At 59.1% G+C, this 13,231-nt stretch carries 13 protein-coding genes; 7 read left to right on the forward strand and 6 right to left on the reverse strand.

Annotation, left to right across the window (positions count from 1 at the left end; all coding sequences use genetic code 11):
• Positions 1–101: 101 nt before the first annotated feature.
• Together Q0899_RS14300 and Q0899_RS14305 are read left to right on the forward strand one after the other, a co-directional pair.
• Positions 102–710 (forward strand): enoyl-CoA hydratase/isomerase family protein, encoded by a 609-nt coding sequence (locus tag Q0899_RS14300; RefSeq protein ID WP_299193636.1) that lies wholly within the window; start codon positions 102–104, stop codon positions 708–710.
• On the forward strand, positions 703–1,881 hold the full coding sequence (locus tag Q0899_RS14305) for a TIGR03862 family flavoprotein (protein WP_299193638.1): 1,179 nt from the start codon (positions 703–705) through the stop codon (positions 1,879–1,881). The genes Q0899_RS14300 and Q0899_RS14305 overlap by 8 nt, the downstream gene beginning before the upstream one ends.
• Here the strand turns inward: Q0899_RS14305 and holA are convergent.
• From holA to Q0899_RS14325, 4 genes are all read right to left on the reverse strand, one after another.
• Positions 1,878–2,900: a DNA polymerase III subunit delta gene (gene holA, locus Q0899_RS14310; RefSeq protein WP_299193640.1), complete on the reverse strand. Its 1,023-nt coding sequence runs from the start codon at positions 2,898–2,900 to the stop codon at positions 1,878–1,880. The two genes, Q0899_RS14305 and holA, sit on opposite strands and share 4 nt — an antisense overlap.
• A gap of 1 nt (position 2,901) precedes the next feature.
• Positions 2,902–3,387: an LPS assembly lipoprotein LptE gene (lptE, locus tag Q0899_RS14315; RefSeq protein ID WP_299193642.1), complete on the reverse strand. Its 486-nt coding sequence runs from the start codon at positions 3,385–3,387 to the stop codon at positions 2,902–2,904.
• The gene (leuS, locus tag Q0899_RS14320; RefSeq protein WP_299193644.1) at positions 3,374–5,905 is read right to left on the reverse strand and encodes a leucine--tRNA ligase; all 2,532 of its coding nucleotides are present in this window, start codon (positions 5,903–5,905) and stop codon (positions 3,374–3,376) included. Before leuS ends, lptE begins: the two co-directional genes overlap by 14 nt.
• A 73-nt stretch (positions 5,906–5,978) precedes the next feature.
• A complete protein-coding gene (locus Q0899_RS14325) occupies positions 5,979–6,527 on the reverse strand; it encodes a DUF3576 domain-containing protein (protein ID WP_298295099.1) in 549 nt (182 codons plus the stop codon).
• A 264-nt stretch (positions 6,528–6,791) separates the two neighbouring features.
• Here Q0899_RS14325 and Q0899_RS14330 point away from each other — a divergent pair, with 264 nt between their 5' ends.
• The 3 genes from Q0899_RS14330 (at position 6,792) to Q0899_RS14340 (ending at position 9,741) form a co-directional block, all read left to right on the forward strand.
• On the forward strand, positions 6,792–7,796 hold the full coding sequence (locus Q0899_RS14330; protein WP_299193646.1) for a porin: 1,005 nt from the start codon (positions 6,792–6,794) through the stop codon (positions 7,794–7,796).
• 194 nt (positions 7,797–7,990) lie between these two features.
• The gene (locus tag Q0899_RS14335; protein WP_299193648.1) at positions 7,991–8,986 is read left to right on the forward strand and encodes a porin; all 996 of its coding nucleotides are present in this window, start codon (positions 7,991–7,993) and stop codon (positions 8,984–8,986) included.
• A gap of 101 nt (positions 8,987–9,087) precedes the next feature.
• The gene (locus Q0899_RS14340; RefSeq protein ID WP_299193650.1) at positions 9,088–9,741 is read left to right on the forward strand and encodes a YggS family pyridoxal phosphate-dependent enzyme; all 654 of its coding nucleotides are present in this window, start codon (positions 9,088–9,090) and stop codon (positions 9,739–9,741) included.
• Here Q0899_RS14340 and Q0899_RS14345 read toward each other — a convergent pair.
• Both Q0899_RS14345 and ribA read right to left on the reverse strand, forming a co-directional pair.
• Positions 9,732–10,229: a L,D-transpeptidase family protein gene (locus Q0899_RS14345; protein WP_298295107.1), complete on the reverse strand. Its 498-nt coding sequence runs from the start codon at positions 10,227–10,229 to the stop codon at positions 9,732–9,734. The two genes, Q0899_RS14340 and Q0899_RS14345, sit on opposite strands and share 10 nt — an antisense overlap.
• Positions 10,226–11,293: a GTP cyclohydrolase II gene (gene ribA, locus Q0899_RS14350; RefSeq protein WP_298295109.1), complete on the reverse strand. Its 1,068-nt coding sequence runs from the start codon at positions 11,291–11,293 to the stop codon at positions 10,226–10,228. Before ribA ends, Q0899_RS14345 begins: the two co-directional genes overlap by 4 nt.
• Before the next feature lie 160 nt (positions 11,294–11,453).
• On the opposite strand from ribA, the gene Q0899_RS14355 reads away from it, so the two are divergent.
• Positions 11,454–12,140: a response regulator transcription factor gene (locus Q0899_RS14355; protein WP_298295111.1), complete on the forward strand. Its 687-nt coding sequence runs from the start codon at positions 11,454–11,456 to the stop codon at positions 12,138–12,140.
• Positions 12,141–12,392: 252 nt separating this feature from the next.
• Positions 12,393–13,226 (forward strand): alpha/beta hydrolase, encoded by an 834-nt coding sequence (locus Q0899_RS14360; RefSeq protein ID WP_299193653.1) that lies wholly within the window; start codon positions 12,393–12,395, stop codon positions 13,224–13,226.
• Positions 13,227–13,231 lie beyond the last annotated feature (5 nt).

The following is a 13,231-nucleotide window of genomic DNA, read 5'->3' on the forward strand; positions in this document are numbered from 1 at the left end:
CCTCCTGTATCAATGGTAGTGATGAGGTAGTGCCATGCGTGGGGTGGCGCAAGTGGTGCCGCATTGTGTTAGGCTGGCCGCAACCTTTTCAGGAGAGACCGATGATCGAAATTGACCAGACCGGGGACGTGCTGACGCTGGCGATCAACAGGCCCGACAAGGCCAATTCCCTGACCCGCGACATGCTGGCTGAGCTTGCCGACGCCATAGAAGAATGCGACGGGAAAGTCTTGATCCTGACCGGCCGTGGCAAGGTGTTCAGCGCCGGGGCCGACCTTGAGGCGGCCAAGGCCGGGCTGGCCACCGATCCGGTTTGGGAGCGGTTATCATCTGCGATTACCGGCTTCAAAGGCCTGAGCATTGCCGCGCTAAATGGCACCTTGGCAGGTGGCGCTTGCGGAATGGCCTTGGCCTGTGACCTGCGCATATCAGTGCCGACGGCGAAGGTGTTTTACCCGGTGATGCGGTTGGGGTTTTTGCCACAACCAAGTGACCCAAAACGATTGGCGGCGCTGGTTGGCCCAGCGCGGGCCAAGATGATCTTGATGTCCGGCCAGAAGATCGAGGCGGCGGAAGCGCTGGAATGGGGACTGATTGACCGGATTACCGACCCTGAGCACCTGATGGAAACCGCGCATCAGCTCGCGGCGGATTGCGTGGCCGCTGACGCCAGCCATGTGGCAGCAATCAAGCGGATGATTGATGCCTAGCGCTTTGGTCATAGGGGCGGGACCTGCGGGCTTGATGGCGGCCGAGGTTTTGGCGAAGGCCGGGCTATCGGTGACGATGGCCGACCAAAAACCGTCTGTTGCGCGGAAGTTCCTGATGGCGGGGAAGTCGGGCCTGAACCTGACCAAAAACGAAAAGGACGCCGCATTTCTGGCGGCTTATGGCGACAGCGCCAACTGGCTTGCCCCTATGATTGCGCAGTTTGGCGTGGCCGAGGTCATGGCCTGGGCGGAGGATCTGGATCAACAGATATTCACCGGCTCTACCGGTCGGGTCTTTCCGAAAGCCATGAAAGCATCGCCGCTTTTGCGGGCGTGGTTGCAACGGCTCGATGGTTTGGGCGTGGACCGGAAACTACGCTGGAGGTGGACGGGGTTTCGCGATGACAGCGCCGCGTTTGATACGCCGGAGGGCCTGCAAACCGTGGCCGCGGATGTGGTCGTATTGGCGTTGGGCGGGGCGAGTTGGTCAAAACTGGGGTCTGATGGCGCCTGGTCTGACGCGATGAAGGGCGAGGGCGTGGATTTGGTGGATTTTGCGCCCTCTAACAGCGGCGTTTCCGTCGGATGGTCTGACCACATGCAGCGGCATTTGGGGTCACCGGTCAAAAACATTGAGCTTCGCGCCGGCACGCTGCGCAGTCGGGGCGAGATTGTATTGTCAAAGACAGGGATTGAAGGCGGCGGGATCTACGCGTTGAGCGCCGCTTTGCGGGACGGCGCGGCGCTGAGCATGGACCTTATGCCTGACCTGTCAGAAGCGGCAGTTGCAGGGCGTCTGGCTAAACCACGCGGAAAAATGAGCGTTGGGACCTACTTGCGCAAAACGCTGAAACTGGACCCCGCCAAAATCGGGTTGTTGAATGAATTCTCGCGACCTTTCCCCGCGCAAGCGGCGGAATTCGCAGGCGTCATCAAAGCACTGCCGATTGCTACCCACGGCTTACGGCCGATTGACGAGGCGATTTCGACGACCGGCGGCATTGCGCGGTCGGCCGTTGACGGCAAGCTGATGTTAAAAGCCAAGCCGGGTGTGTTTGTCGCCGGGGAAATGCTGGACTGGGACGCGCCAACCGGCGGCTATTTGATCACCGCATGCCTGGCGACGGGCGCATGGGCCGGGCAAGCGGCGGCGGACTATGCCAAGCGCTAACTGCGCGCCATCATCGCCAGCCGGATCATCGCGCGTTCTACCAAAGCCATCTGCGGGATCGGCTGGGACGACCGCAGCTGCAAATCCGTGTCGGTGAGAAGTTTCAGGGCCTGTTCCAGCTTCGGCGCCCCCCAGCCGCGCGCCTGTCGGGCCAGCCGGTCTTTGCGCATATAGGGCACCGGCGGCCGCGCCCGAGCGAGGCCCGCTTCCGGACCGCCGGGGTCGCTGGCCGCGCTGAAGAGCTTGCGGAAATGTTGGTTGGCCCCGATGCACAAACGCACCGGTTGGACGCCTTGACCTTCCAGCTTGGCAAGAATTGGCCCGATCTCGCCGAACCGCCCTTCCGCCACAATATCAAGCGCGTCGTCAATGCCCGCTTCTGATGTCAGCGGCGCGCAATTGGCAACGTCTTCGGGCGTTACGGGCGAGGTGTCGCCATGTTTATAGAGGCTCAGCTTTTCAACCGTTTGGCGAAAGTCGCCCGGGTCCAGCACGCGGCCAAGGTCCATCAGGTCGGACAGCGCGTCGGCGGAAATATCCTGCACGCCAGCTTTTTTCAGCGTGTCTTCGATCTCGTCCCGGCCGGGCGGGTCGGCGTAGATCGCGGCGGCATAGGCGTTGTTATGCCCTTCGAACAGCTTGCGCAGTTTGGAGGTCGGTTTGAGCTGCCCTGCGGTGACGAGGATGAAGGCGTCGCCGTCACGCCACTCTTTCATCGCGGTCTCGACCGACGGGAACACGGTGTCGTTGGCGTCTTCCAAAAAGGCCACGCGTTGCCCTGGGAAGAACCCTTGGGCCGTCATCGCGTCCATCAGCATGGCCTTGTCCTTGCGCAGCTCGGCGGCGGGGATGCGGGTCAGGCGCATTTCTTCCTCGCCGTCGGGGCCGACGAGTGCGGCGATCGTGTCCTGCCTGCGCAGCGCGACGCGCATGGCGTCGGGCCCGTAGATCAGAAGCCCGGCGCGTTTGGGGTCGGGCTTGGCAAAGAAAGCGCGCGCGTCGCGGGCGTTCAGCTTCATGTCACAGATTGCCCGCATTGAGCAGCAACTGCGTGACAATCTTGTCCGCCAAGGCGGTCATCAACCGTTGCGTCGCGTCCCGTTCCGCAGCCAGTGTCGCCACCGGTTGGGCGGAGGCCGAATAGGACGTGAACGTGTTCACCTTGTCGGACATGACGGGCTGCCCTGTTGCAAGGTCGCGCAGCACGAAATCGGCGACGCCCAGAACATTGTAACGCGTAATGTCGTTGGAGCCGGAGATCGCCAGCCCCTCTTCCTGCACGGACAAGTCAACCTTTAAGCCGTAACGCGCCGCGGTCGCGCGTCCCAATCGTGCTTCCAGCTGTTCTGTCAGTTGAAACTGCTGGCGGTCCTTCGGATCATCCACCAAGACCGCGCCCCGCAAGGCCGATGCGCTGCCATTGGTGCCGTAGACCGGCTCAAACCCGCAACTCGCAAGCGCGGAAAGCCCAAGCCCAAGTAGAAGTGTGCGTCTAGACAACCACATTGATGATACGCCCCGGAACCACGATCAGCTTTTTCGGCGTGCCGCCGTCCAAAGCCTTGATCACAGCTTGGTCGGCCAAGGCCAGCTTTTCAACCTCTTCCTTGGGCAGGTCGGCTGGCACCTCGATCTCGGAACGGCGTTTGCCGTTGATCTGGATCGGCATGGTCACCGTGTCATCCTTCAACAAGCTTTCGTCGGCCTTGGGCCACTTCGCCTGCGCAATAAGGCCTTCGCCCCCCAGATGTTGCCAAATCTCTTCGCTCAGATGCGGGGTCATCGGCGACATAAGCTGCGCCAGCGTTTTGACCGCCTTGCGTTTCGCGCCGGGGCCCGCCTTGGATTTTTGGATGGTGTTGGCAAACCCGTACAGCTTGGCGACGGATTTGTTGAAGCCGAACGACTCGATCCCCATCGTGACTTCGTGGATCGCCTTCGCGGCTTCCTTTTCCAACGCAGCGTCGGTGTCGGTGCCATCTTCCAGCTCGGCGGCAAGCCGCCAGACGCGGCCAAGGAATTTCCAGGACGCTTCGGCGCCCGCGGCGGTCCATTCGACGTCTCGCTCCGGCGGCGAGTCGGACAGCACAAACCAGCGCGCGGTGTCCGCGCCGTATTGGTCGATGATATCCACCGGGTTCACCACGTTTTTCTTCGATTTGGACATTTTGGCGGAGGGGATGATTTCCACCGGCTCGCCTGTCGCGCGCAGCGCTTTTTTGTCCTGATCAACGTCTTCAGGGAGGTGGAAGACGGGCCGACCCTTGTCATCGCGGGTTTGGAAGATCGCATGCGTCACCATGCCTTGGGTGAAGAGCGCGTCAAATGGCTCTTCGGTGCCTTGCGGCAGATGGCCGGTTTTGCCCATCGCGCGGGCAAAGAAGCGGGAATAGAGCAGGTGCAGGATCGCATGCTCGATCCCGCCAATATACTGGTCGACGTTCATCCAATAGGCGGCATCATCCACATCCGTGGGGGTGGCCGCCCTTGGGGCGGTGAACCGTGCGAAATACCACGACGAATCGACAAACGTGTCCATCGTGTCGGTTTCGCGCTTTGCGGGCTTTCCGCAAGACGGGCAGGACGTGTCGCGCCAGGTCGGATGGCGGTCGAGCGGGTTGCCGGGAATGTCGAAGGTGACGTCATCGGGCAGAGCGATGGGAAGGTTCTCTTTCTTCTCAGACACCACGCCGCAATCGCTACAATGCACAACTGGGATAGGGCAGCCCCAATACCGCTGGCGGCTAAGGCCCCAATCGCGCAGTCGAAACTGCACTTTACCTGTGCCGAGCCCCTTTGCTTCGAAATAATCGATGGTGGCATCAATCGCGTCGGCGCTGGTCGTCTTCTCGATACCTGCGAAGTGGTCGATGAAGACGACCTCATCGGTTTTGTCGGGCACGAGGGCCTCGTTTCCCACTTCGGTCTCGTCACCCGGCATGTAGAACGCATTTTGCACCGGCAGGTCGTATTTGCGGGCAAAATCAAGATCCCGCTGGTCATGCGCCGGGCACCCGAACACCGCACCGGTGCCGTAGTCCATCAAGACGAAATTGCCGATCCAGACAGGCAGGTCCTGATCAGGGTAAATCGGGTGCGCCACGCGAATGCCCGTGTCGATCCCCTTCTTCTCGGCCTTCTCCATGGCGGCCTCGGTCGTGTCCATCTTGCGGCATTCGTCAATAAACGCGGCAAGGTCGGGGCTGTCTGCTTCAAGTGCCTTGGCAACCGGGTGGTCAGGGGCAATCGCAAGGAAGCTTGCGCCGCGCATCGTATCGGGACGGGTGGAGTAGCACACAATAGGATCGCCGCCGTCGCGGCGCTGGAACGGGATATCAATGCCCCGCGATTTGCCGATCCAGTTGGACTGCATCAACTTGACCTTGGCGGGCCAATTGTCCAGCCCGTCAATCGCCTGCAACAGCTCGTCTGCCATCGAAGTGATATTGAAGAACCATTGCGTCAGCTCGCGTCGTTCGACCGGCGCATCCGAGCGCCAGCCTTTCCCGTCAATCACCTGCTCGTTGGCAAGCACGGTCATGTCGACCGGATCCCAGTTGACCATGGCGTTTTTGCGGTAAACCAGGTTGGCTTCCAACATATCCAGGAAGAGCGCCTGCTGCTGGCCATAATATTCCGGGTCGCAGGTCGCGAATTCGCGGGTCCAGTCGATTGACAATCCGAGCGGCTTCATCTGGTCGCGCATGGCGGCGATGTTGCCGTAGGTCCAATCCTTGGGGTGGCCGCCTGACGCCATGGCGGCGTTTTCGGCGGGCATACCGAACGCGTCCCACCCCATAGGGTGCAGCACCGAGAAGCCACAAGACGCCTTATACCGCGCGATCACGTCGCCCATCGTGTAGTTGCGCACGTGCCCGATATGCAGGTTGCCGGACGGGTAGGGGAACATCTCCAGCACATAGTATTTTTGTTTCGCGTCGTCGCGCTTGGCGAGGAACGCTTCCGCCTCGTTCCAGGCTTTTTGCCATTTGGGTTCAACGGTGCGGGCATTGTAGCGGGACATTGTGATTCCTCAGGAACGAAAAAGGCCGGGCGTGAAGGCCCGGCGCTTTATTATGTTGGGATGGACGCGGGGTCTAGAGCTTGGTGTCGCGGATACGCAGCTGCCGCGCACGGGTCAGAATCGCGTCTTCAATTGCGCGCACTGTCTCAGTGCTGACGGACGCACCGCCGGAGCCTTGCAGAGCAACCCGCAGGGACCGCGCATCAAGAGCCGGGTCAGTAATGTAGATCGTGGCGCGATACGCGCGGCCAGAGCCTTGCGGACGCCCGTAACCCATTGAAATCGTTCCCGTGAACGGATCAGCGCGCTGCACCGGCATGAAATTCAACACATCAAGGGACGCGTTCCAGAGATACTTGTTCACCCGCAGCGTGACATTTGGATCGTCGTTGTTGCGGAACAGGTCAAAGACCGAGTCGCCTTTTTTGACTGCATTGGCCCGGGCGGCGCTGTCAAAGTCTTTGGAAAAGCCGTTCGGATCATTCTCGCGGCGTTCGTTCTTGCCGACGTTGCCGCTTGTGACAGGGCCGCTTAGACCGCTGAAATTGCTGTTGCCGCACGCTGAAAGGGCTGCAATCAACAGACCAGCGACGGCGAACTTACTCGATTTAGCGATCAACATGCTGACCCGACCTCTTATTTCGAAGGCTTTTGACCGTATTACCCAAGCATCCGCCCGGTCACAAGAATTATTAAGTAGACCGTAATCATTGGTCCGGTGGGGGCGTGAGCAAATCTGTGTGGCATGATGGCACCACTCAATATGCTTAGATTTCGGATCGTCGGTCCTATTCTTGCATTGCGGCCGTGATGGGTCGAAACAAGCTTGGACTCAGTTCGGATTCCCTGAATTGAGATGTCTAATAATAACCTTCGAGGGAAAACGATGAAAAAAGTTCTCTTCGCATCTACCGCTCTGGTCGCCTTTACCGGCGCCGCTGCCGCAGATGTCACCCTGTCCGGCCGCGCCGAAATGGGTATCTTCGACACCAACGCTGTAGGTGTTGGCGCACAATTCTTCACCGACATCGACGTGACTTTCACCATGTCCGGCGAAACCGACAACGGCCTGACCTTCGGTGCATCCGTCGATCTGGACGAAGCTGGCGGAAACAACACCCTGGTTACCTCTCCAGGTGGTGTTCCGATCGCAGGCGTTGCGATTGTTAACGGCGCAACCGGCAACAACGCTGATGATGGCGGCGCAACGATCTTCATCTCTGGCGGCTTCGGCACAATCACCATGGGTGACACTGACGGCGCTATGGACTGGGCCCTGACAGAAGCTGGCAACGTCGGCAACCCTGGCTCGATCGCTGATGACGAAACATCGCACGCTGGTTACCTGGGTTCTTACCTGGACGGCGCCTATGACGGCCAAATCCTGCGTTGGGACTACACAGTAGGCGACTTCGGCGTTGCTGTGTCCATCGATGACGACAACGGCGTTGCAGGCCTGTCGCCTGGCTACGCAATTGGTTTCAAATACAACCTTGACCTGTCCGGCACGACTGTTGCTCTGGGTCTTGGCTACCAAGACGTAGACACTTTGGGTTCCACTGTTGGTGTGTCCGCAAGCGCGACATTCAACAACGGCCTGTCCGCTGGCATCCAGTACTCGACATTCTCGGGTGACGTGGTTGGCACAGACGGTGACCACCTCGGCATCGGCGTTGGTTACACAACCGGCGCGTTCTCGATCCACGCAAACTACGGTAAATTCGGCACCGACTCGGCTGCTCTTGCTGATCCATCGGGCTACGGTATTGCCGCAGCTTACGACCTGGGTGGCGGTGCAGTTGTACACTTCGGCTACGGTAAATCTGACTTCGACACCGTTGGTGTTGCAGACTTCAGCACCGTATCACTGGGTCTTGGCCTGAGCTTCTAAGCTCACCCACTACCAAAGAATTGAGAGAGCGGGCCCTCGGGTCCGCTCTTTTTGTGAAATACCAAGCGTTGCAAAAATGTGCCGACGGAAGCGGATTGTTCCATCTGGGCTTTGCTGTGACGAAACATTGACGCTATTAAGATGACACACGCGGTATGCCGTGATCCAAAATCCTCCAAACATGAGGCACAAAAATGAAAAAGATTCTTATCGCATCTACCGCTCTGGTTGCCGTTACTGGTGCCGCAGCCGCAGATGTCACCCTGTCCGGCCGCGCCGAAATGGGTATCTTCAAGACGTCTGCAGCTGAAACGCAGTTCTTCACCGACATCGACGTGACATTCACCATGTCCGGCGAAACCGACAACGGCCTGACCTTCGGCGCATCCGTCGATCTGGACGAAGCTGGCGGAAACAACACCCTTGTGACAGCACCTGGTGGTGTTCCAATTCCAGGCGTTGCAATCGTTAACGGCGCAACCGGCAACAACGCTGACGATGGCGGCGCAACGATCTTCATCTCCGGCAGCTTCGGCACAATCACCATGGGTGACACTGACGGCGCTATGGACTGGGCCCTGACAGAAGCTGGCAACGTCGGCAACCCTGGCTCGATCGCTGATGACGAAACATCGCACGCTGGTTACCTGGGTTCTTACCTGGACGGCGCCTATGACGGCCAAATCCTGCGTTGGGACTACACAGTAGGCGACTTCGGCGTTGCTGTGTCCGTCGACGACGACAACGGTGTTGCAGGCCTGTCGCCTGGCTACGCGCTTGGTTTCAAATACGCGATCGACCTGTCCGGCACGACTGTAAACCTGGGTCTTGGTTACCAAGACGTTGACACACTCGGTTCTACCGTTGGTGTTTCGGCTGACGCGACGTTCGCAAACGGCCTGTCCGCTGGCATCGTGTACTCGACCTTCTCGGGTGACGTGGTTGGCACAGACGGTGACCACCTCGGCATCGGTATCGGTTACACCACAGGTGCCCTGTCGCTGCACGCCAACTACGGCCGTTTCGAAGCTGACACAGGCCCGAACCCAACTGCCGCAGGCTACGGCTTTGCAGCTGCCTACGATCTGGGCGGCGGTGCGGTTGTGCACTTCGGCTACAGCCGTGACGACGTCGACGGCGCAGCCTTTGACTTCCAGCGCGCATCGTTGGGCCTTGGCCTGAGCTTCTAAGCTCTACCACTACCAAAGAATTGAGAGAGCGGGCCCTCGGGTCCGCTCTTTTCTTTTGCGCGACAATGTGGTGATCAAGGAACCCAGCAAGGGAGCCAGAAATGCCGCTGCAAGACATCAAAGAGCGCATCGACGCCGAAGAGCGCCGAATGGGGAAGCCAGCCGGCCAAACGAAACTGATCGCGGTTTCGAAGGTCCAGCCGAACGAGCGGGTGGAAGCCGTTTTGGTGGAAGGTCACCGCGTCTTTGGTGAAAACAAGGTGCAGGAAGCCGCCGGAAAATGGCCTGATTTCAAGGGGCGCTTTGGCGGCGTGGAGCTGCATCTGCTCGGACCTCTGCAAACGAACAAGACCAAACAGGCAATGCTGCTGTTTGACGTGATACATAGCGTTGACCGACCGAAGCTCGCCAACAAATTGGCCACCTTATCTACCGAGCTGGGACACTGCCCTGATCTCTTCGTTCAGGTGAATACCGGCAAGGAGCCGCAGAAGGCAGGTGTCATGCCGGAGGAGTTAGACGCGTTTGTCGCCCAGTGCCGCGGCCTTGGGCTGCCAGTCATTGGCCTGATGTGCATCCCGCCCGCCGACGAAGAGCCGTCGCTGCATTTTGCCTTGCTGGCCAAGCTCGCGAAGCGGAACAAGCTGGACGGGCTCAGCATGGGCATGAGCGGGGATTTTGAGCGCGCGATTGCGCAGGGCGCGACCCATGTGCGGGTCGGCTCAGCCATCTTCGGAGACCGTGACTACGGTTGAACAATCAGTCTGGTCTGGTGTGTGATGCGTTTGGCGATCCAGAGCAGATGATCAGGGCGGAATGCCACGCAGCCCTCGGTCGGATGTCGAGGCTTTCGCCAGGCATGAATGAAGATCGCTGATCCCCGACCTTTGACCGCATAGGGCCAGTTCCAGTTCGTCAGAAATACCAAATCATACAAAGGGTCGGCACGGGTAAGCCGCTCGTGGCTGAACGCATACGGTGCTTGCGTCATATGGTTGTAATCGTCATGCGTCGCATCATCTGACCAAAGGTCACGCGGTCCAATCGGGACGGCCCAGTCCGAGGGTTTGGCCATCCGATCCGGCCGGTAGAGCATGCCAACGATGTTATGGATCCCCGTCGGGGTAGCACCATCCCCCTCGCATTTGTTGGTGCTGATGCCGCCTTTGCCGATGCTGCAGGGAAAGAGGCGACCGTGGAACCTGCATCCCCAGCGGGTGACCACGAGGTCCGATGGCGTCACAGAAGGTGCCCCGACTTCTTGGCCTTTGTCGCTAGGTAATCTGCGTTGAAGGGGCCTTTGCCCTCTTTCAAGGGGACGCGCTCTACCACCTCGAGGCCGCAGGATGCCATCCTGTCGACCTTGCGCGGATTGTTGGTCATCAGCCGTATTTGGCTGAATCCCATGGAGCGCAGTATTTCCGCACCAACGCGGAAATCGCGTTCGTCGTCTTCAAAACCTAACCTGTGGTTCGCCTCGACGGTATCGAACCCCTGGTCCTGCAGTGAATAGGCACGCATTTTGTTGGCAAGTCCGATCCCGCGCCCTTCCTGATTGAGGTAAAGCAGCACCCCGCTCCCCTCCATGCCCATTTGGCGCAGCGCGCCATGCAATTGCGGCCCGCAATCGCATTTGAGGGATCCGAGCAAATCGCCGGTGAAACAAGCAGAATGAAGCCGGGTCAGAACAGGCGCGTCACGAGGCGGCCTGCCGATTTCGACCGCATAATGCTCTTCACCGCCGTCATCGGGCCGGAACACATGCAACCTCCCCGCTTCGCTCACGGCCAGCGGCAGGTTTGCGCTGACAACTGGCAACAGCGGGTTCGCGCGTTCCAAATGAGCCTCCAGAGCCGCCAGCGAAAGGCGTGTGAGCCCGTCTATGGCAGTCTCGCCGACCGGAGTGGTCAGGACGGCTGGGATCAGCCGCGCTGATTTCACCAGGTTGATAGAGAGGCGCACCGTTTCGGCCGACCCATCGCGCTGGGTGCGCAGGGGGCCCTTCATCGGCGCGTTCAGATCATCTACCGGATCAATGATGGAGTGTATCCACGACAGCGGCGCGTCATCGGGGACAACGATTCGGGCAACATCGCCATCATAGGCGCGGGCTTTCAGCGTTTCGGCCCGCCAGACCGTAACCCCCAGAACCAAGGTGCTATCCTTGAGGCGCAGGGTCGCGAGGCGGCCTGTATTCAAAGTTTCGGCCGCAAACACCAACTCGTCGTCCAAAACGATGGGAACGCCCATGCGCAGGTCGGATCGCGCACGCGCGATAAGTTCAGTTGTGTTCGGCAACAGGCTCATGTGGCCACCATCTGTAACATTCAGGTCCGATCTTTACTGCGAATGACAGGAATTTGAAACATTTGCCGTCTACACGACACGACGCCGTGAATAACAGGCGCGTGAGTTGTTCATTTGCCTGCGTCACGACATCTTCATAGCAACAGATAGAGGAACTGACATGGCTATTCTCAAGAAAATCCTGCTTGTCGACGATGACGACGACCTTCGCGAAGCGCTTTCAGAACAATTGGTTATGACCGAAGACTTCGACGTGTTCGAGGCTGAGGATGGCACCAACGCGATGGAGAAGGCCAAAGAGGCCATCTACGATCTCGTGGTTTTGGATGTCGGATTGCCGGACACGGACGGCCGCGAACTGTGCCGCCTGATGCGCAAACAAGGTGTGAAATGCCCCATTCTAATGCTGACCGGCCATGACAGCGATGCTGACACGATCCTTGGCCTTGATGCTGGCGCGAATGACTACGTGTCCAAACCCTTCAAATTCCCGGTCCTTCTGGCTCGTATCCGCGCTCAGCTGCGCCAGCACGAGCAGTCGGAAGACGCCGTGTTCCAGCTTGGACCATACACGTTCAAACCAGCGATGAAGATGCTGATCACCGAGGATGAGAAAAAGGTTCGCCTGACGGAGAAAGAGACCAATATTCTCAAGTTCCTGTACCGTTCAACTGACGGTGTCGTGGCCCGCGATGTACTGTTGCACGAGGTCTGGGGCTACAATGCAGGCGTGACCACGCACACATTGGAGACACATATCTACCGTCTTCGTCAAAAAATCGAACCAGAACCGTCTAATGCCCGCCTTCTTGTGACCGAATCGGGCGGCTACAGACTGAACGTCTAAGCAATCCCCTGGTCACATCGGGGTTATGATGTGACACCTCCCTGTTGGACTGCCCGGGCCTCGCGCCCGGGCGTTTTTTTTGGTCTGGGCTTGTATTAGCCTAGTCAGACATGTGGAGGCACAATGCGTCTTTTTCTAAAAATAGCGGGCTTTGCTTTCCTTGCCGTTGTGGTTTGTCTGGTCGGTTTCCGCGCAGCTGCAGCTTGGCGCGAAATAGAGCCGAGAGATCTGAGTGCTCCACCGGAAGGAAGGATGATCGAGACCAGCCAAGGCGAGGTGTATGTCGAGGAATATGGGCCGAATGGCGGCCGGCCCGTGCTTTTGGTCCATGGCTCTGTCGGGTGGTCGCGGTTTTGGTATGAAACGACCGATGCGCTTGCGGCGGCGGGGTACCGCGCCATTGCGTTTGACTTGTCTCCAATGGGGTTTTCGGAGCGAGACAAAGACGGTGACTATAGCCGTGGCAAACAAGCCGCTCGGATTTTGGCACTGACGGATGCGATGCGAATATCGCCCGTTCTTGTTGCGCACTCATTCGGCGCCGGACCCGCGACCGAAGCCGTTATGTTGTCGCAGGACAGCTTTGATGCGTTTGTCATCGTCGATGGCGCAATTGGTGTGGGGTCGCATGAAGCGGAGAAGACGCTGCCACTGCCGCTTAGATCGCCTGCGCTACGCGAGGTTGGTGTTTCGCTCACGGTGACAAATCCCTGGGCGTTGAAGCCACTCCTGCAGCTGTTTTTGCACCGAAAGGAGGCGGCGACGCAGGAGTACCTGGACGTGTTGAGTGTGCCCTTCACCGTAGCCGGCACGACCCCGGCGATTGCGGATTGGCTGCCAACTCTGTTGGTGCCGCCTACTGATGCCTTGAGCACCCGGAGGGACAGCTACGCGACGTTATCGCTTCCCGTTGGCATCATTTGGGGCGCCGAGGACACCGCGACGCCCCTTACCCAAGGGGAGGAGCTAAACGCTCTGATACCCAGTTCAAAACTTAAGGTCCTAGATGACGTTGGCCACATTCCCCAGATCGAGGACCCAGCGCTGTTTCAAGAGGCGTTGCTGGACCTGCTCCAAGGATTTTAGCCCCA

Origin of the sequence: uncultured Litoreibacter sp., from assembly GCF_947501785.1 — a bacterium.
Lineage (GTDB): Bacteria > Pseudomonadota > Alphaproteobacteria > Rhodobacterales > Rhodobacteraceae > Litoreibacter.

Excerpts from the sequence above, each read along its gene's own strand:
- leuS (WP_299193644.1), bottom strand. The coding sequence starts at position 5,905 with ATGTCCCGCTACAATGCCCGCACCGTTGAACCCAAATGGCAAAAAGCC.
- ribA (WP_298295109.1), bottom strand. The coding sequence starts at position 11,293 with ATGAGCCTGTTGCCGAACACAACTGAACTTATCGCGCGTGCGCGATCC.
- Q0899_RS14330 (WP_299193646.1), top strand. The coding sequence starts at position 6,792 with ATGAAAAAAGTTCTCTTCGCATCTACCGCTCTGGTCGCCTTTACCGGC.
- Q0899_RS14325 (WP_298295099.1), bottom strand. The coding sequence starts at position 6,527 with ATGTTGATCGCTAAATCGAGTAAGTTCGCCGTCGCTGGTCTGTTGATT.
- Q0899_RS14340 (WP_299193650.1), top strand. The coding sequence starts at position 9,088 with ATGCCGCTGCAAGACATCAAAGAGCGCATCGACGCCGAAGAGCGCCGA.
- Q0899_RS14355 (WP_298295111.1), top strand. The coding sequence starts at position 11,454 with ATGGCTATTCTCAAGAAAATCCTGCTTGTCGACGATGACGACGACCTT.
- Q0899_RS14300 (WP_299193636.1), top strand. The coding sequence starts at position 102 with ATGATCGAAATTGACCAGACCGGGGACGTGCTGACGCTGGCGATCAAC.
- holA (WP_299193640.1), bottom strand. The coding sequence starts at position 2,900 with ATGAAGCTGAACGCCCGCGACGCGCGCGCTTTCTTTGCCAAGCCCGAC.
- Q0899_RS14305 (WP_299193638.1), top strand. The coding sequence starts at position 703 with ATGCCTAGCGCTTTGGTCATAGGGGCGGGACCTGCGGGCTTGATGGCG.
- Q0899_RS14335 (WP_299193648.1), top strand. The coding sequence starts at position 7,991 with ATGAAAAAGATTCTTATCGCATCTACCGCTCTGGTTGCCGTTACTGGT.
- Q0899_RS14360 (WP_299193653.1), top strand. The coding sequence starts at position 12,393 with ATGATCGAGACCAGCCAAGGCGAGGTGTATGTCGAGGAATATGGGCCG.
- lptE (WP_299193642.1), bottom strand. The coding sequence starts at position 3,387 with ATGTGGTTGTCTAGACGCACACTTCTACTTGGGCTTGGGCTTTCCGCG.